18 protein-coding genes and 1 tRNA gene are annotated in these 18074 nt (G+C 59.8%); 13 read left to right on the top strand and 6 right to left on the bottom strand.

Going from position 1 to position 18074, the window contains the following annotated elements:
* Nucleotides 1-72: 72 nt before the first annotated feature.
* Nucleotides 73-723: a TetR/AcrR family transcriptional regulator gene (locus tag PMI09_RS27555; protein WP_007802125.1), complete on the top strand. Its 651-nt coding sequence runs from the start codon at nucleotides 73-75 to the stop codon at nucleotides 721-723.
* Nucleotides 724-771: 48 nt separating this feature from the next.
* Nucleotides 772-1791, top strand: a complete 1020-nt coding sequence (gene ilvC, locus PMI09_RS27550) for a ketol-acid reductoisomerase (RefSeq protein WP_007802124.1) — start codon at nucleotides 772-774, stop codon at nucleotides 1789-1791.
* Nucleotides 1792-1840: 49 nt separating this feature from the next.
* Here the strand turns inward: ilvC and PMI09_RS27545 are convergent, their stop codons facing one another.
* Both PMI09_RS27545 and PMI09_RS27540 read right to left on the bottom strand, forming a co-directional pair.
* Nucleotides 1841-2428 carry a class I SAM-dependent methyltransferase gene (locus tag PMI09_RS27545; RefSeq protein ID WP_007802121.1) on the bottom strand — a complete coding sequence of 196 codons (588 nt, stop codon included), beginning with the start codon at nucleotides 2426-2428 and terminating at the stop codon, nucleotides 1841-1843.
* A 92-nt stretch (nucleotides 2429-2520) separates the two neighbouring features.
* Nucleotides 2521-2778: a GlsB/YeaQ/YmgE family stress response membrane protein gene (locus PMI09_RS27540; RefSeq protein WP_007802119.1), complete on the bottom strand. Its 258-nt coding sequence runs from the start codon at nucleotides 2776-2778 to the stop codon at nucleotides 2521-2523.
* 151 nt (nucleotides 2779-2929) lie between these two features.
* Between PMI09_RS27540 and PMI09_RS27535 the strand changes: the two genes are divergently transcribed.
* Nucleotides 2930-3391: a YidB family protein gene (locus tag PMI09_RS27535; RefSeq protein WP_007802116.1), complete on the top strand. Its 462-nt coding sequence runs from the start codon at nucleotides 2930-2932 to the stop codon at nucleotides 3389-3391.
* A 197-nt stretch (nucleotides 3392-3588) separates the two neighbouring features.
* Nucleotides 3589-4809 carry an aminotransferase-like domain-containing protein gene (locus tag PMI09_RS27530; protein ID WP_007802114.1) on the top strand — a complete coding sequence of 407 codons (1221 nt, stop codon included), beginning with the start codon at nucleotides 3589-3591 and terminating at the stop codon, nucleotides 4807-4809.
* A 27-nt stretch (nucleotides 4810-4836) separates the two neighbouring features.
* Here the strand turns inward: PMI09_RS27530 and PMI09_RS27525 are convergent, their stop codons facing one another.
* Complete coding sequence (locus tag PMI09_RS27525) at nucleotides 4837-5895, bottom strand: aldo/keto reductase (protein ID WP_007802112.1); 1059 nt, start codon at nucleotides 5893-5895, stop codon at nucleotides 4837-4839.
* Nucleotides 5896-6056: 161 nt separating this feature from the next.
* Between PMI09_RS27525 and PMI09_RS27520 the strand changes: the two genes are divergently transcribed.
* The 9 genes from PMI09_RS27520 (at nucleotide 6057) to PMI09_RS30765 (ending at nucleotide 15349) form a co-directional block, all read left to right on the top strand.
* Complete coding sequence (locus tag PMI09_RS27520; protein WP_007802109.1) at nucleotides 6057-7034, top strand: ABC transporter substrate-binding protein; 978 nt, start codon at nucleotides 6057-6059, stop codon at nucleotides 7032-7034.
* 17 nt (nucleotides 7035-7051) lie between these two features.
* Nucleotides 7052-8746, top strand: coding sequence for an ABC transporter permease (locus PMI09_RS27515; RefSeq protein ID WP_007802108.1), 1695 nt, complete (start codon nucleotides 7052-7054; stop codon nucleotides 8744-8746).
* Nucleotides 8734-9762, top strand: coding sequence for an ABC transporter ATP-binding protein (locus PMI09_RS27510; RefSeq protein WP_007802106.1), 1029 nt, complete (start codon nucleotides 8734-8736; stop codon nucleotides 9760-9762). The genes PMI09_RS27515 and PMI09_RS27510 overlap by 13 nt, the downstream gene beginning before the upstream one ends.
* A 68-nt stretch (nucleotides 9763-9830) precedes the next feature.
* The gene (locus PMI09_RS27505) at nucleotides 9831-10940 is read left to right on the top strand and encodes an endonuclease/exonuclease/phosphatase family protein (protein ID WP_007802104.1); all 1110 of its coding nucleotides are present in this window, start codon (nucleotides 9831-9833) and stop codon (nucleotides 10938-10940) included.
* Nucleotides 10937-11686 (top strand): hypothetical protein, encoded by a 750-nt coding sequence (locus tag PMI09_RS27500; protein ID WP_007802101.1) that lies wholly within the window; start codon nucleotides 10937-10939, stop codon nucleotides 11684-11686. The genes PMI09_RS27505 and PMI09_RS27500 overlap by 4 nt, the downstream gene beginning before the upstream one ends.
* Before the next feature lie 65 nt (nucleotides 11687-11751).
* On the top strand, nucleotides 11752-12663 hold the full coding sequence (locus PMI09_RS27495) for a PhzF family phenazine biosynthesis protein (protein WP_007802098.1): 912 nt from the start codon (nucleotides 11752-11754) through the stop codon (nucleotides 12661-12663).
* Nucleotides 12664-12787: 124 nt separating this feature from the next.
* Nucleotides 12788-12863 (top strand) — tRNA-Lys (locus PMI09_RS27490).
* Between the two features lie 511 nt (nucleotides 12864-13374).
* Entirely contained in the window at nucleotides 13375-14103 is a 729-nt protein-coding gene (locus PMI09_RS27485; protein WP_443216209.1) for a glycosyltransferase family 2 protein, read from the top strand.
* A 979-nt stretch (nucleotides 14104-15082) separates the two neighbouring features.
* The gene (locus PMI09_RS30765) at nucleotides 15083-15349 is read left to right on the top strand and encodes a hypothetical protein (RefSeq protein ID WP_007802092.1); all 267 of its coding nucleotides are present in this window, start codon (nucleotides 15083-15085) and stop codon (nucleotides 15347-15349) included.
* A gap of 96 nt (nucleotides 15350-15445) precedes the next feature.
* On the opposite strand, the gene PMI09_RS27475 is transcribed toward PMI09_RS30765, so the two are convergent.
* Genes PMI09_RS27475 through PMI09_RS27465 form a run of 3 tightly spaced genes read right to left on the bottom strand, consistent with a single transcriptional unit; the run spans nucleotide 15446 to nucleotide 17590 of the window.
* A complete protein-coding gene (locus PMI09_RS27475; RefSeq protein ID WP_162130403.1) occupies nucleotides 15446-16036 on the bottom strand; it encodes a Gfo/Idh/MocA family oxidoreductase in 591 nt (196 codons plus the stop codon).
* A 9-nt stretch (nucleotides 16037-16045) separates the two neighbouring features.
* Complete coding sequence (locus tag PMI09_RS27470) at nucleotides 16046-17269, bottom strand: NAD(P)/FAD-dependent oxidoreductase (protein ID WP_007802087.1); 1224 nt, start codon at nucleotides 17267-17269, stop codon at nucleotides 16046-16048.
* Nucleotides 17270-17275: 6 nt separating this feature from the next.
* Nucleotides 17276-17590, bottom strand: coding sequence for a MocE family 2Fe-2S type ferredoxin (locus PMI09_RS27465; protein ID WP_007802086.1), 315 nt, complete (start codon nucleotides 17588-17590; stop codon nucleotides 17276-17278).
* Nucleotides 17591-18074 lie beyond the last annotated feature (484 nt).

Here is an 18074-nt window from a genome sequence, read left to right as displayed (position 1 = left end):
CTTGACGCGCATCGAGCTTTGCAGCATAAAGCATGCGAACCGTACCGTACGGTACTTGTCGGGAGTGAGGCCGTGTCCGTCGATAATTTGGAGCCCAGCGAGTTTTCGCCGCGCCAAAACGCCGTTCTAGAGCAGGCGTTGCGGCTGCTCGTCGATGGCGGCGAGAAGGCGCTGACGACATCGGGCGTTGCCCGCGCCGCGAATTGCTCCAAGGAAAGCCTCTACAAGTGGTTCGGCGACCGCGACGGACTGCTGTCTGCCATGATCGCTTACCAGGCCAGCAAGGTGCGCACGTTCGAGCGTAACGGCGAGCGACTGACGTCGGCCAGCCTGCACGACCACCTTGTCATCTTCTCGAAGGATCTGCTTGAGGTTCTCGCCGGCGACGTCTCTCTGGCGCTCAACCGTCTTGCGATCGGCCAGTCGCATCGCGACGGCTCCAAGCTCGGCAAGCTGCTTCTGGAGCGTGGTCGCCGCCAGATCGATCGCCGCGCCATGGGGCTGATCGATTCCGGCAAGCGCGCCGGTCTGCTGCGCTTCCATGATGCCGACGAGGCATATCACACGCTTTATGGCCTGATTGTTTCCGACCTGCATGTTCGCATGCTGCTCGGCGAGCCGGGTCTCAAGGATACTGCGCGTCAGGCGGAGAGGGCGGTTTCCGCCTTCCTGCGCCTCTACGGCACGGAAAAGGTTTTGGCGGAGATGCCGCTCGTCGGCTGACACCACTCTTACAACAGTCACAGGACAAGCAAAGGGAAGGAAAGAACAATGCGCGTCTATTACGATCGTGATGCAGATCTCAACCTCATCAAGTCGAAGAACGTCGTCATCGTCGGCTACGGTTCCCAGGGTCGCGCACACGCCCTGAACCTCAAGGACAGCGGCCATGCCAACGTTGCGATCGCTCTCAAGGCCGGTTCGGCAACCATCAAGAAGGCAGAGGCTGACGGCTTCAAGGTCATGACCGTTGCCGACGCTGCCAAGTGGGGCGACCTGATCATGATGGCGACCCCGGACGAGCTGCAGGCCGATATCTACAAGAGCGAAATTGCAGCCAACATCCGTGACGGCGTTGCGATCGCTTTTGCGCACGGCCTCAACGTTCACTTCGGCCTGATCGAGCCGAAGGCTTCGCTCGACGTCGTCATGATCGCGCCGAAGGGCCCCGGCCACACGGTTCGCGGCGAATATCAGAAGGGCGGCGGTGTTCCCTGCCTCGTTGCCGTTCACCAGAACGCTTCCGGCAATGCGCTTGAACTGGCTCTCTCCTACGCCTGCGGCGTCGGCGGTGGTCGTTCGGGCATCATCGAAACCAACTTCCGCGAAGAGTGCGAAACCGACCTCTTCGGCGAACAGGTCGTTCTCTGCGGCGGTCTCGTCGAGCTCATCCGCGCTGGTTTCGAAACCCTGGTCGAAGCCGGTTATGCGCCGGAAATGGCCTACTTCGAGTGCCTGCACGAAGTGAAGCTGATCGTCGACCTGATCTATGAAGGCGGCATCGCCAACATGAACTACTCGATCTCCAACACGGCCGAGTGGGGCGAATACGTCACCGGCCCGCGCATCATCACGGCTGAAACCAAGGCTGAAATGAAGCGCGTCCTGCACGACATCCAGACGGGCAAATTCACGTCCGACTGGATGCAGGAGTACAAGGCAGGCGGTTCGCGCTTCAAGGGCATCCGCCGCATGAACGACAGCCACCAGATCGAAGAAGTCGGCGCCAAGCTTCGCGGCATGATGCCGTGGATCGGCAAGAACAAGCTGGTCGACAAGTCCGTCAACTAGGCGGTTTCAGACTGCTGTCTTAACAGGGCCGGGGCGAAAGCTCCGGCCTTTATTTTTGCGCCCGCACCGCAAGCCAGCGGGTCGGCTTTCCGTCGTAGCCGGTGCCGTCGCCTTCGCTGATGACAATGTTGTGCCAGATGCCATTGCTCAGCATTTCCGACAGAAGCTCCGCCGATGGGTAATTATAGTATCGACCGAAGCCGTCGTGCCCCTCAGCCTCGCCTGCCTTGAAGGTGGCATGGAAGGTGCCGCCGGGCCGCAGCGCGGTGCGGATCCGTTCCAGCACCTCGGGAAGGGCGGCTCGCGGGACATGCAACAGGCTGGCCTCGGCCCAGACGCCGTCGAAGGCTTCCTCCTCGTCCAAATCCTCGAAGCGCAGGACCGCAACAGGATGTCCGAGAAGCGTCTCTGCCTGCTTTGCGACTGCCGCCGATCCGTCTGTCGGCGTTACGTCGAAGCCCTTCGACAGCATGTAGGCACTGTCCTGACCGCCACCGCACCCCAAATCCAGGACGGCTGCGCCCGGAGGCAACAGCGAGAGAAAGGCATCCAGCCGTCGAATCGGCAAAATGCGCTCGCGCGAGGCGTAGCTGGCCGCGTTGTCGTCGTAGAATGAAGATGTACTCTTGTCTGCCATGATCGTTCGCCCGATGAGTCAAGGCCGGAGTTACACGCACAATGCCGCCGCCTTTGAGGCGGCGGATATTTTCTCGATGAAGAAATAGCGAACTAGATGGAGCGGCGCCCGCTGACGGCGTGGTAGAGCCAGAGAACCACAACGGCACCGATGACGGCGACGACAAGGCTGTAGATATTGAAGCCCGTCACGCCCGACGCACCGAAGAAACTGAAGATGACGCCGCCGACGATTGCACCGACGACGCCAAGGACGATGTCCATTAGCATGCCCGCGCCTGACTTGTTGACGATCTTACTGCCGATGAATCCTGCGATCAGTCCAAGGATAATCCAACCGATTACTGACATCTGCCATTCCCCTCCTTGATTGGTTGAATATTCAGACCATCTTCCCGTTTAAGCTAAATAGCTCGTCGGGGAATTCAAGGTTCGCGAGAGCCTTATGCTTTCATTCTACAGTTGTTGTTCCGTGGAATGAAGAAACCAAAAGGAGGATGGCATGGGTATCTTTGACGACGCCGTTCCAGGTGGAAATATATCAAAGCCGATCATGATTGCTCTTGGCGCGTTGTTAGTGGGAAAGCTTCTCGGTGGTGCGGGCAGCCAGACCGATCCAGCCGCCCAGCAGGCCAATCCGCAGGCTGGTCCACAGACCGGTAACGGCGGGCTTTTGGGTGGGCTCGGCGGTCTGGGTGGCCTTCTCGGCAAGCTGACCGAAGCCGGGCAGGGCGATACGGTGGATTCCTGGGTCCAGCCCGGGCAGAACAAGCCGATCGCGCCGGGCAGCCTCAATGAAGCGCTGGGCTCCAAGACGATTAGCGATCTCGCACGTCAGGCGGGAATCAGCGAGCAGGAGTTGCTGAACCAATTGTCGAGCGTCCTACCTGGGGTGGTCGACAAGCTCACGCCGCGAGGCCAGCTGCCGACACAAGAGCAGATCGCATCGCTTTTCCGCCAGTGACCCGATGCTTACGGGGAAGCCCCGCTCCCCTCGGGAGCGGGGCTTCCCCGGCGTTTTTTCCGGTCGCTGTCTCTGATTTTTTGGACTAAAAGGCGCCCAGACTTGTCACCGTGACAAACAAATAGGTCAGTAATGTTGACTTATCATTTGTTGCGTGGTTCTGTCGCCTAAAGACAAAAAATTACGAGGAAATGCCCATGTTGAATTGGGAAAGCATATTCGCGACGCGTTCTTCACGTATGCGCGCATCGGAGATTCGCGAGCTTCTTAAGCTTCTTGACCGCCCTGATATCATTTCCTTTGCTGGCGGCATCCCGGATCCGGCACTTTTCCCCGATCAGGAATTCAAGGCCGCTTACGCCGATATCTTCAACAGCTCCGCCGTAAACTCGGCGCTGCAGTATTCCGTCAGCGAAGGCTACAAGCCGCTTCGCGAATGGCTGATCAAGCAGATGGCCGCCATCGGCATCCCTTGCGACCTCGATAACGTCTTCATCGTTTCTGGTTCACAGCAGGGTCTGGATTATCTCGGCAAGCTTTTCCTCTCGCCTGATGACACGGCGCTCGTCACCTGGCCTACCTATCTCGGTGCGCTGCAGGCCTTCAACGCCTACGAGCCGACCTATGACCAGCTGACGCCGAACGGCAACCGGACGCCCGCATCGTACAAGGCGCAGGCGGCTGCTGCCGGCGGCAAGGTGAAGTTCGCCTATCTCTCGGCCGACTTTGCCAACCCAACGGGCGAAACTGTCGATCAGCCCGGACGAGAAAAGGTTCTCGCGTTGGCAGAGGAGCTCGATATCGCGGTCATCGAAGACGCAGCGTACCAGTCGCTGCGTTACGATGGGACGCCGATCGCACCGATCCTGGCGACGGAAATCGCGAAGAAGGGACACATCAACGACACACGCACCATTTATTGCGGCAGCTTCTCGAAGACGCTGGCGCCGGGCCTTCGTGTCGGCTTCATCGTTGCCAATGCTCCTGTCATCCGCAAACTGGTGCTGATGAAGCAGGCGGCTGACCTGCATTCCTCGACGATCAATCAGATGGCGATCGCGCACGTCGCCGAGCGCGGTTTCGATGCTCAGGTCGCCAAGATCAAGTCGGTCTACAGTCATCGCCGGAATGTGATGCTGGCGGCACTTGAGAAGTACATGCCGGCCGGAACGAGCTGGACCAAGCCGGAAGGCGGCATGTTCATCTGGGTGACGCTGCCGAAGGGCATGGACGGCGCGAAGCTGCTCGCCAAGTCGCTGGAAACGGCCAAGGTCGCTTTCGTCCCCGGCAAGGCATTCTTCGCCGACGGTTCGGGTGAGAATACCTTCCGCGTCAGCTTCTCCTGCGCCAACGATCAGATGATCGAAGAGGGGATCGGCCGCCTCGGCGCGCTGATCGCTGGCGAAATCGACGGCTGAAAAAGCGGCCGACATTGTCGGACGGCGTTATCGATCAAGGTGTGGGCCGAACAATTCCAGATCGGCCTCACTCAGCCGGTCGCTTGCCGTGTTGAGCTGGTGCCAATACGGATAAAGCACCGGCGGCAGGCTGACCGCGTCGAGGCGCTTGCGCTCGTCCTCGGTCAGCGTCAGGTGGGCGGCAGCCAAGTTATCCTTGAATTGAGCTTCGGTGCGACCGCCAATGATCACTGAGGTGACGGCCTTGCGGCCGATCAGCCAGGCAAGCGCCACCTGTGCTGCCGAGACGCCACGCTCGTCGGCGATCGCCACCAATGTTTCCACGATATTCCACAGGCGGTCTTCGTCGCGGATCGGCGGCTCTGTCCACCCGGCAAATTGACGCGAACCTTCCGGTGCGGCCTGGTTGCGACGATGTTTGCCGGAAAGCAGGCCGGCAGCAAGCGGGCTCCAGACAAGCACGCCGAGTCCCTGGTCTATGCTGATCGGCAGCAGTTCGTATTCCGCATCACGCGCTTCGAGCGTGTAGTGGATCTGCTGGCTGACGAACCGTTCCCGCCTTTCCCTCTCGCTGACGCCGAGCGCCTTCATGATGTGCCAGCCTGAGAAATTCGAGCAGCCGACATAGCGGACCTTGCCCTGGCGCACGAGCGTGTCGAGCGCCTCCATGGTTTCTTCGAGAGGCGTCTGTCCGTCCCATTCGTGAAGCTGGTAGAGATCGATGACGTCAGTCTTCAGACGTCGGAGGCTCGCTTCGCAGGCGCTGATGAGATGATAGCGCGAGGAGCCGGTGTCGTTTGCGCCGTCTCCCATGCGAAAGCGCGCCTTGGTCGCGATCAGTACGCCGTTCTTGCGTGGCCCGCCGATGATCTCGCCGAGAATTTCCTCGCAGACGCCCTGCGAGTAGACGTCAGCCGTATCGATCAGGTTGACGCCGGCGTCGAGGCACATGTCGACGAGCCTGCGCGCTTCGGCAACGCCGAGATCGCCGACCATCTTCGCCCAGCCTTGGCCGCCGAACGTCATCGTGCCCATCGTTACAGTCGAAATCTTGAGGCCGGAGCGGCCGAGAAGGCGGTATTCCATATGCGTCCTCCCAAAATGCTTGAGTCAAAACGTGCGGTAGAAGATAGGGGCGGGGTAAGCGGGTCAAGGGCGCGATGCGTGTCAGCGCCACGAAGACGACTGTCACAATCATGTTATCCGCGGTGGCTAAGGAACAACTCTCCCATCACCGAGGATGCATCATGAAGACGATCGTTTCCGCCGCCGCGCTGCTCGCTGCGAGCTTGCTTGCAATCCCGGCATCCGCCGCCAATCTCGTTCTCTACACGAGCCAGCCGAACGAAGATGCGCAGGCGACCGTGGATGGCTTCATGGCTGCCAATCCTGACGTCAAGGTGGATTGGGTGCGCGATGGCACGCCGAAGATCATGGCCAGGTTGCAGGCGGAAATCGAGGCGGGCAATCCCGTTGCCGACCTTCTGCTGATTGCCGACACGGTGACGCTCGAGCGCCTGAAGGAAGCCGGTAAGCTGCTCGCCTACAAGTCGCCGGAAGCCGCAAGCTATGACGCCGCGCTCTACGACGCCGACGGCTACTATTATTCGACGAAGCTGATCACCACCGGTATCGTCTGGAATACCTCCGCGGCGTTCAAACCGACGAGCTGGAAGGATTTGACCAAGGCTGAAGCGAAGGGTCTCGTGACCATGCCGAGCCCGCTGACATCTGGCGCAGCCCTCATTCACGCGCAGACGCTGGCCGCAGTCGATGGTCTTGGTTGGGACTTCTACAAGGATCTCGCCGCCAATGGCGCGACGGCTGCCGGCGGCAACGGTGCGGTCCTCAAGTCGGTCGCCTCTGGCGAAAAGGCTTTCGGCATGGTCGTCGACTACATGCCGATCCGCGAGAAGGCCAAGGGTGCGCCGGTCGAGTTTGTCTTCCCGACCGAAGGCGTTTCCGCGGTAACGGAGCCAGTCGGTATTCTCGCCAGCTCGAAGAACGCCGATGCCGCGAAGAAATTCGTGGACTACGTGCTCTCTGAAAAGGGGCAGGAAGGCTTCCTCAAGCTCGGCTACATCCCAGCTCGCAACGGCATGAAGCTGCCGGAAGGTTTTCCTGCTCGCGACAGCATCAAGGTGCTGCCGATAAATGCCCCCGAGGCGCTGAAGAACACCGATCAGGACCGCAAGACCTTCTCCGGCATCTACGGCTCGAACTGATCGTCGCTGGAAAGCCGATGTACGGATATGTCCGTCCCGGAAACAGCCAGCCTGCCTGGCTGTTTCCTTTTGTCGTTATCATCGTCCTGATCCTGAGCGTGCTGCCGTTGGCGCGGCTCGCGATTGCAGGCATTGCCGCGCTCTCAAATGGCGGCCTTGGCGCGGTACTTCGCGATCCCGCGCTCTGGTCGGCGACCTACTACACGCTCGTCACAGCCATTCTTGGGACGCTGATCTCGCTCGCCATCGGCTGCACTTTCGCATTCCTGCTGACCCTGACGGATATTCGCGGTAAAGGCCTGCTGAGCTTTCTGTTCGTCCTGCCGATGATGATCCCGCCGCAGGTGACGGCGCTTGCCTGGGTGCAGATGTCCGGGCCGTCAAGCCCGCTGCTGAAGGCGCTGCACATTGCACCTCCGCTCGGATCGTCGCAGCCGCTTTATTCGGTTGGCGGCATATCGCTGCTCTACGGCGTGCAGCATGCGCCGCTCGTTTATCTTGCTCTCCGGACCGGCCTGATGGCACTGCCCCGCGATGGCGTCGAGGCTGCGCGTCTCGCCGGAGCCGGTAGTCTTCGGGTTTTCCGCGACATCATCCTGCCGCTTTCGCTGCCCGGCATCATTGCCGGAGCTGCAATTTCTTTCGTCTCCTGCACCGGCAATTTCGGCATTCCGGCAATCCTCGGCATACCCGCCTTAATCTACACGCTCCCGACGCTGATCTTTACCAAATTCTCGGCCTTCACCAGCCGGACTTTCGGTGACGTGGCGTTGCTTTCGGCGATCATCGCGATCATTTCCGTTGCCGGACTTGCCATTCAGGACCGCGCCTTGCGTGGACGCGATTACCGCGTGCTTGGGCTCTCGGGCGCAAGCGCGGCCTTCGAATTGGGAGGCTGGAAGTTTCTCGTGCAGCCTCTGCTCTGGCTCTGCCTTTTCTTCATTCTGGCAGCACCATTCTTCGCTCTCTTGGCCGGTGCGCTCGTGCCGGCCTATGGCGTGCCGCTCACCATCAAGACGATGTCGGCAAGCGCGTTCTACGAAATCCTCTTCCGGCAAGCGGTCACGCGGACAGCGTTCGTCAACTCGCTGTCTCTCGCTGCGGGGACGGCATTGTGTCTCCTGGTGGTGACCGTGCTTGCAGCTTACGCCTTGACGCGACGCAAAGACCTTTTGAGCCGGATTGTTTCCAGCCTGATCGAGATTCCCTATTCGCTGCCCGGTATCGTCATCGCCGTGTCCTTCATTCTCGTATTTGCCGCGCCGATTCCCATCCTGCACGTGACACTTTACGGCACGATCTGGATTATCTTGATCGCCTATCTCTCGAGCTTCTTTGCTGTCGGCCTAAAGCCCGTCGTCAGTGCGTTTCATCAACTCGATCCGGCGCTAGAGGAGGCGGCACGGCTCGCGGAAGCGGGCTTCTTCCGGCGGCTTGTCGATATCATCGTGCCATTGATCGCCCCTGCCGCGGGAGCATCGGTCATTCTGGTCTTCCTGATCGCGTGCAATGAGCTCACCATCTCCGCACTCCTGTGGTCTGCCGGGACGCAGACGCTTGGCGTGGCAATCTACAATCTCGACGATAGCGGCAGCTCCGATCTGGCATCGGCGCTCTCGGTGCTCGTCGTCCTCATGGTCGTTGTCATGATGCTGCTTCTGGAACTGATGGCAAAACGTTTGCCACGAGGAGTCGTGCCGTGGCGGAACTGATCCTCAATCGTCTGGCCAAGGATTTCGGCACCGGGCGCGCTGCCGTTACAGATTTTTCCCTGAAGGTGCGGCACGGCGGCTTTCTGGCGCTGCTTGGACCGTGGGGTTGCGGCAAGACGACGGTGCTGCGGATGATCGCGGGTTTCGAGACCCCGACGGATGGCTCTATCCATCTTGGCGAGCGGCTGCTTGCAGACGCCTCCCGGTCGCTGCCGCCGGAACGGCGCAATATGGCGATGGTGTTTCAATCCTATGCACTTTGGCCGCATATGAGTGTCGCGGACAATGTCGGCTATCCCTTGAAGGTGCGCGGTATTTCCGGCGAGGCTTACAAGCACAAGGTCCGCGAGGCGCTGGCGACGGTCAGGCTCGCCGATCACGCCGAGCGCCGTCCCGCCGATCTGTCCGGTGGCCAGCGACAGCGGGTGGCACTGGCGCGCTGCCTCGTGTCGTCACCTGACGTCGTGCTGCTCGACGAGCCGCTTGCCAATCTCGACCGGCACTTGAAACAGGAGATGGAGGAAACATTTCGCGAGTTCCACCAGCGCTCGGGCGCGACGATGATCTATATCACGCACGATCAGAGCGAGGCGATGGCACTCGCAACAGACGTGGCCGTTATGTCCGAAGGACGCCTCCTGCAGGCTGCACCGCCGGCGGAGATTTATGCCCGGCCGGAGGGCCGGCTGGTTGGAGGGTTGATCGGTCGCGGCGCAATTCTCTCGCTTCCGTCTCCAGCTGGCGACATCAGACGACTCGACTGGTGCGCCCTCGAACCGCTGTTCTCCGACAAGGCCGATGATCGGCCAAAGGCGGATGTGTTGGTGCGGCAGGAGGATGTCTTTATCGCGGGTGAGGGAATCCCGGCACGCGTCGAATCCATTCTCTACGAAGGCGAGCGCTATGCCGTGGAGCTGCTGCTTGGGGACGGGCAGGTGCTTCGGGCCTTCAGCCGGGAGCGGCTGCAGGTTGGCGAAAGCGTGCGGGCGGTGGCGCGGGCCGCCTGGCGCCTCTGATTTCAAAACGTCTTTCCGAAGCAGGCGCTAGCCACTACTAATGGTGCAACGTCAACTGGAAATGCTCGATGTCGCTTCGCCTCGCCACTTTCAACGTCGAAAATCTCATGACGCGTTTCGACTTCACCGGCTTCCGCAACCAGCTGCGCCAGGATCGAGTGATCAAGCTTTTCGATGTGCGTAGTGAAGGCGTGTACCAGCAGCTCGAGCAGGCACGGGTGATTTCCTCGACCGATGATACCCGGCAGATGACGGCGCTGGCGATCGCGGATGCCGACGCCGACATTCTGTGCCTGCAGGAGGTCGACAATATGGAGGCGCTGCAGGCCTTCGAATACGGCTATCTGTTCCGGATGGTCGGCAACGGCTATCGGCAAAAATATCTGGTCGAGGGCAATGACAGCCGCGGGATCGACGTTGCGGTCCTGATGCGGGAAGAGACGCGCGACGGGCAGAAGATCGAGCTCAGGCAGATCAAGAGCCATGCGATGCTCACCTATCGCGATCTCGGGCTTTTCAACGACCAGCTGGCGCTGACCAACCGCATCGACGACAAGATCTTCAAGCGCGACTGCCTGGAACTGGACCTCGAGATTGGTGGCGTGCCATTGTCGCTCTATGTGGTCCACTTCAAATCGATGGACGGACCGCGCACGGAAGGCGTCGACAGCAGGCTCGGCACGATGCCCGTGCGGCGGGCCGAGGCGCTGGCGGTGCGCCGTATTATCGAGGACTGCTTCGGCGGTCACATCGATGACAAGCGGTTCGTCATCTGCGGCGACATGAACGACTATCAGGAGCGCGTCGACGTCATAGGACGGCGCCGCACAGGGTACCGTTTCGAGCATCGAGACGAGAGCGTCAGCGCACTCGATGTCTTCAGTCATGACGGATTTGCCGAGAACGTCGTCCGCCGCCGTGATCCGCTCGATCGCTGGACGCTCTACCATGCTCGCGGGCCCGAGGAGCAATGGCTGTGTCAGCTCGACTACATCTGGTTGTCGGACGCACTCGCCAGATCCAATGCTGGCCGCCTGCCGGAGATTATCCGATATGGTCAGCCTTATCGCACCGTCTTTCCGCCCGGCCAGGAGGTCGAGCGTTATCCCCGCACGGGCTGGGATCGACCGAAAGCCTCCGACCATTGCCCCGTTGTCATGACATTGGATTTGATATGAGCATTCATTTTTCAGAGGATTTCGCCGGCTGGCCGCCGGAGCAGACCGTATTTCCGATTGCCGGTCTGGATCTCCGCGTGCTGTCGGGAGACCATCCCTTCTATCTCGCGCAACGTGAGGCGATTCGGGAAAACTGGGAAAAGGAAACTGCTGCGAACCCGGCGCTGTTCGATGGCCGAATGGTCTTTCAGACGCGGCTGGCGCTGACCGATAGCGGTAGTATAGCGGCCGAAGGCCACGTCATACCGTTTTCGACATTTATGTGGTGGCGCCGTCAGGCGAGCCGGCAGGGTGGCATCCACCTGTTCGCCTATCCTGTTTTGGAGACATCCGATGGCGCGCTGGTAGCGATCCGCATGGGTAGCCACACAGCCAATCCCGGCCAGGTGTATTTCGCCGCCGGCTCTCTGGAGCCCGAGGACATTTCCGGAGACCGCTGCGACGTCGAGGGCAACATGCGCCGCGAGGTGCTCGAGGAGACGGGGCTTGACCTCAATGATGCCCAGGCGGGCGATCGGTACTATGCAAGCCATGTCAGGCGCACCGTAACGGTGCTGCGTCTCTTTCGCTTCGATCTGACCGCGAATGAGGTGATTGAGAAGATCCACGCACACATGCTGGTAGCCGATGACAAGGAGATTGCCGGCGCGGTTGCGATACGTTCGGCCGATCCCAAGGCGCACCCCTACAACATTGCGATGCTCCCGGTCATCGACTGGTACTTTGGAGAAAGGCGAGGCGCTTAACGCCTTGCGCTCGGTCTTCTGGTCGGGCAGGTTGGCGAAACGAGGACCGAGACAAGGAGGCCGATGTGGCGCGCAGCTACAGCGTCTACGACGTGTTCACCGACCGCAGACTCGCCGGTAACCCGCTCGCCGTCATCTTCGATGGTGACGAGCTCAGCGATGACGCCATGCAGGCGATCGCCAAGGAAACAAATCTTTCGGAAACGGTCTTCGTCCAGCCCGCAGACAATCCAGCCTATACGGCGCGGATTCGTATCTTCACGCCCGGTCGCGAATTGCCCTTTGCGGGACACCCGACGGTCGGCACAGCGATCGCTCTTGCCGAGCATGCACACGGTAAGTCGACCATCGATCTCGTTTCGGTACTGGAGGAGAATGTCGGGCCGGTGCGTTGTGCGGTTCGGCTGCGGGAGGGCGAGGCGAGCTTTGCCGAGTTCGACCTGCCGCGGAAGTCGCAGCAAATCACCATGCCGCTCGACAAGCTTGGAATTGCCAATGCGCTGTCGCTGAGGACGACGGAAATCGGCTTTGAGAACCACGTGCCATCGCTCTGGAGTGCGGGAGTGCCATTCCTCATGGTTCCCATCCACGACGTCGGCGCGGCGCAGCGAATGGATTTCGACCCGCAACTTTGGGAAGCGACCGTTCCCTTTGTCGATGGCGCGCTTGCCTCTGCCTATATCTACTGTCGGGGCGGTGTAAACCATGCCGCGAAGTTCCATGCGCGGATGTTTGCGAGCGGCATGGGGATCGTGGAGGACCCGGCCACGGGGGCGGCAGTGGCCGCGCTATCCGGCACCATTCACCATTTCGATCGCCTGACGGACGGACACCATGGGGTGATGGTCGAGCAAGGTGTGGAAATGGGCCGACCATCGTTGATCCATCTGCATATGGATATCGAAGGCGGAGCGATCTCGAATGCCCGGATTGGCGGGCAGGCGGTGCGTATCGCAAGCGGAACGCTGGACCTTTGATTTCATTGCATTTCAGCCATGCGCAAAAATCTTCGCATTTAACCAAAGAATTTTCGAGCAGGCGCTAGACAAGCCGAACGATCCTGTTTATACGCCCCCTCACACCGCGCAACACGGCGGTTACGGGTGATTAGCTCAGTTGGTAGAGCAGCTGACTCTTAATCAGCGGGTCGTAGGTTCGAGCCCTACATCACCCACCAAAACATCTTGAAATCATTACTTAATTGGGAATGCGGCGGAAGTTTTCGGCTGCCCAGTTTTTCAGTAAATCGGTTGCCAAATTCGCGTTACGTTCCTGTTCCGGAATGCGGCGGGCTCAATCTCGTTCCAGCGGCTCTCCAGGGCTTCATCGCTTCGCACGTCAAGCTGCGCAGCGCGCGCTTTGCTCTGAAACTCCCGCTCCAATGGTTCTGGCAGCGCGATGGAAGGCCAGGTGGCCGTCGTGTTTCTGAAGCGGGTGTAGAGGGTGTAAACAGTCTCGGTGCTATTTATGCATGATCACGACAGCTTCACGAGGGCTTAGGCTCCCTCTCATTGACTTAGCGCAACTGGAAGTGGCAGAGACGGCCAGCAGAACCGTCATCAAATGCATCATCTTTCCTACGAGCATCCACGTTGCGTATTATATCACTTTCCAGCATTCCATCACGTTTCGATAAACTCGCTCCGACCCTCAACAGCCTAGTAAAGCAGAACGGCCCGATAGACGAAATCCGACTTTACATTCCGAAACGGTATCGCCGGTTCCCGGAGTATGACGGTTCGCTCCCGCTGGTGCCGGAGGGCATTACAATAGTGCGGCCCGACGAGGATATGGGGCCAGCCTCCAAGGTGCTTTTTGCGGCGCGCGACCTCCGAGGTAAAAGCGTGCAAATTCTGTTCTGTGACGACGACAAGGTATTTCCGCCCAATTGGGCGTCTCAGTTGTTTGTGGCGCAGGAAGAGCGGCCAAAAGAGTGTATCGCCCTGATAGGCAAGGATGTGCCAACGGATTTTGCGAAGTCTTCGGCGTTTTTTCCGAGAGCGGTGCGCAGGCGCAAAACGAATATGGCACTCCGCGCCCGCCGACTTCGCTACAAATTAGCGACCAAGTTCCTTCGCATGGAGCTGCCGAGACCAATGCCGAGCTTGGTTGAGCGAGGCGGCTACGTTGACGTGCTTCAAGGGCTCGGCGGCGTCGTGGTGCGACCTGAGTTTTTCGATGACATCGCCTATGAAATTCCTCATGTCCTTTGGGCCGTTGATGATTATTGGTTGTCCGGCATGCTTGCCCTCAAGGGCGTTCCGATTTGGCTACCCTCAGGGCTAGAAGAGCCGAACCCCACCGAAGCACACGATGTCGATTCCCTATTCCTCGCCACCATTGAAGGTGTTGACCGAAACGAGGCTAATCGGCGGTGCATCGAGTATATGCAGACCCACTTCAATATCTGGCGTTGACTGGAGTATCGTGCCTGGATGCACGATGGCGGACATTTCAACTTGGCCGCCACACGCGCGGTGGCGGACCTTGCGGCAAGCCCGGTTTCCGAGAACGTGCCGTCGGATGCCGCCGAAGCATCGTCCCACAATGAGCACCAGCAATGGTGCGCGTCACCGTACCGGTCCTGCGATCCTGCCCGTGATACCTACTGCTCCTACAGCGGCCAATCCGGACCTGTCTGTCTCCATTTGCAGGCCCGTCCATGGTGCTTACGGGCTCAGTGAGCGTGAGTTCTAGCCACGTCGCGCGGTCCACGGCGCGCTATGCATCCTATGGGTAGAGAAGCCAATACCTACCAGCCGTATGGCGGCCCGAGGCGCGAATGTGTCTCGCCATTCCCCGGGAGATCGAGCGCCGAGACTGCCAGCCGGTGAGGCCCTTTCCCGGAACCAAGCCACATTGCGTGAAGACCATGCAAGGCAATGGGAACCAACAGTCCAGCGTCGCGTTCTAGGTAGAGTTCCAAGGCGATTCGCACACTGCGCCTTGGCCTTTCCAAATGTCCCTGTCGTTTGCCCCGCTTCCTGCGGGGCTCCTTTCCGCCTCTGGAGGAGGGAGGAACCACCGTGTCCCGGTTGAGTCCGAACGGATCGCCTCAATCATCATCGAGTTTTATCGCCAAGGAGTCCGAGACGAGAAGCAGTTGCGCGCCTTCATCGACGTGGCGCGCGGGTTCATAGATCGATCTCTAGACAATACGAACAACGGTCGGGAACAGAAACGAACCAGCGGCGTTTTTTCAGGTCGTGTCGCCTTAGGCACGTTGTTTTGAGATGTCCCGATACTAAAGAGCCCCGCCAACACCGCGGGGCTTTTCTTCTGCTGTTTTTCCATCAAGAGGCAAGTCCCTCGAAGGACTTAGGTCCTATCAGACCTCAAACGCGTGAACCATACACGGGTCTGGTGCGTTAAATCTCCAGAGAAAGGAGACTGACCATGAAACGGTTGATTATCGCAGTGGCCGGCCTCGCAGCACTACTGGCGAGCGCACCTGCCGAAGCGCAAGGTATCTATTTCGAGTTCGGTTCCGGCGACTCGAGGTATTATGACGATCCGCCACCGCCTCGTTACTACCGATACGGCCCAAGGTACCGTGACTATGACCGGCCGCGCTACGCTTACCGCGACGTATGCTGGAGGGTGCCTTACCAGCACCGAAGCCACAACCACTACATCACCAGGTACAGAACGGTTTGCCGATAGAGAAGCAGCCTCGCGTTAAGCGGGTCGTTTCTCGTTCCTAAATGACTTCCCCGTCCGGAGCGTCGCCTGCGAGCCGATTTTCGCCAGGTTTTTCCGTTACCGATAAAGAGACGGCCTTTCGGGAATCTCGACTGCCGCGCGGGTTCCCGTTTTCCAGGCCTGCAGGCAGGCCTTTGTCACCAGCATCGCCATGTAGCCGTCCCATGCACGTGAGCCCAAGGGCGTCTGCGTGAGGATGCCCGCCGTCCAGGCCTCCAATTGCGCACGATAGGCCTGCCGGAACCGTGGCCGCCAATCGGCAGGTGTTCGAAATCCGTCGTGGCCTTTGGAGCGGAGCGTGGTTGCTGGGCTCGGGTCGAGAGCGACCGTTCCATCCTCGCAGACAAGTTCAGCCCGCACGTCGTAGCCATACTGCGCGTCCGTGAAGACTTCGATGTCGATCACGACGCCGGATTCGGTCTGTAGCAAAATGAACTGCGGCTGCCTGTTCGGGGCGTTGCGGGTGGCCGGAGGGCTTGCGACAATCGCCGAGGTGATTTCTTCGCCGAGAAGATACCGCACGATGTCGAACTCGTGGCCGGCGGAATTGGCGATCACCAGTTCGGATGTAAGATAGTCGGGGCCGACGGCGTTTCGGTGAACGCAATGCAGGAAAACCCTCCCATTCGAAAATCGCCGCCCTGTCAACTGGCAAGTCTATGACCGCGACAGGAGAGATTTCAAGCTCACTGCGGGCGACGATAGCGCGTCTGGCGCAGGTTTGGCACCCTGTGCGATCAACATCTCGGCCACTTTGATGTCCCGCGCAATCCGATTGCCGCGTCCCCAGCCGCTTGCGGCTAGAATCCGATGATCGTCGGCGAGATGAAATAGCACCACCGTCTCCTCGTCGATCTGCCGAGTGATCGTGCTCGTCGTTTCATTGGCCAGGCCGGCGATCTGCAGCGAGAAATCGTATTGGTCCGACCAGAACCAAGGAACGATCTCGTAAGGCTTTTCCGCGCCGAGCATGTTAGCGGATGCATGCGCCCCCTGATCCTGTGCGTTGCGCCATGCTTCCAGACGGATCCTCTTGCCTCCATAGGGGAAGGAGCAGCAGTCCCCGGCGGCATAGATTGCGGGATCGCTCGTCTGTAGCGCTGCGTTGACGGCAATACCATTCTCGACCGAGAGACCCGCCTGCTGCGCGAGTTCGCAGCGGGGTTCGGCGCCGATGCCGACGACGAGGGTCGTCGTCTCGAGGATTTCGCCGTTGTTCAGGAAGAGGGTGATGCCAGCAGCACGCGCCGCGATTTGCCCGGTGCTTGTACCGCAAAGGATGCGGACGCCATGGGCCTCGTGGAGCGCGTGAACGCGCGCTGCGATTGCTTCCGGTACCGCTCGCATCAGGATACGCGGCAGAGCTTCGATGACCGTGACCTCGAGGCCTCTTTGCCTTGCCGCCGCAGCGAGCTCCAAACCAATGAAGCCTGCGCCGATGATCGCCAGATGCCCGCCGGGGACAAGACGCTGCGATAGCCGCTGTGCATCGTCGTGCGTGCGCAAATAGAAAACATGATCCATGCCTTCCACGGATGGGAGCCGTCGTGGTGATGAACCCGTCGCGAGTAACAGCTTGTCATAGGAAATGCGGCGTCCGCTCGCCAGTCGAATGGACCGGTTTTCTCGGTCCAATCCGACAGCCGCATCGCCCGTCATCATCTCTATCGACTGCTCTGCGAGCACCGCACTGCTGACGATAAAAGGCGGCTCGATGCCCTCCGAAGACATCAGGTGCTCTTTCGACAAGGGCGGACGTTCGTAGGGAAGGTGCCGTTCCTCTCCGATCAACGTGATGCGACCATCAAATCCCTGATCACGCAGTGCGAGCGCTGCTCTGGCGCCGCACTGGCCGCCTCCGACGATGACAAACTCTGCCATAGCGCGTCACTCCAGGCCGAGGTAGACGCTGCCGCCTTCCACCTTTGTCCGGTATGTCCTGAGATTGACGCAGACAGGGGCCCCACGTGCCTCGCCGGAACGGTAGTCAAACCTGCCATTGTGTTTTGGACACTCGATGATGTGGTCCATCACCAATCCGTCGGCGAGGTGCACCTTTTCGTGGGAGCACATTCCATCGGTTGCGTAGAAGTTGTCATCAGGGCTGCGGTATATGGCGAAGGTCTTGCCTTCGTGATCAAAACGGATCACGTCCTCATTGTCGATGTCATCGATCCCACAGGCCTTAATCCACGCGCTCATCCAATCCTCCCAAGCTTGTATTGCTTGATTGAGGCTAGGCCAAAACGCGGCTTTGTGCGGCAGAAAATATGATCAAAAAACCTCAGGTGTAGGCGCGCACCTCAGTCATGTCTTGACGACAATCCACTGTCGGTGGCCCAAAACGAGTTTGATAGAAAGATCCGAGAGATCGGTCGGCCGCTGGTCAGCTTCAGGACGAGCGCAGAAAGAGAGCTGCTCTTGATGAGAACGCTTCATCCGTCATGGCGTAGCCTGCAGGTCCGGCAATCCTAGGCAGCGCGCGGCCGTTGCAGGGGCGATAGCGGGCGGATCCTGTCTCTGGGCAAACGGTACGACCCACGAATGTGGACCGTACCTGTTATCGCCGACCGCGCCCTTGCGGCAGGCGCGCTCCTGGCGCAAGCCAGGTCTTCTTGGGTGAGGCTCAGTCTTGCACGAACGATGCCGAACCCACACCGCCCATCAATACAGTACCACGCTTCGG

The organism is Rhizobium sp. CF122, assembly GCF_000282035.1.
In the GTDB taxonomy this organism is placed as follows: Bacteria; Pseudomonadota; Alphaproteobacteria; order Rhizobiales; family Rhizobiaceae; genus Rhizobium.
The sequence above is the reverse complement of the archived record's forward strand: the minus strand, read 5'-3'. Positions and strand labels throughout refer to the sequence as shown.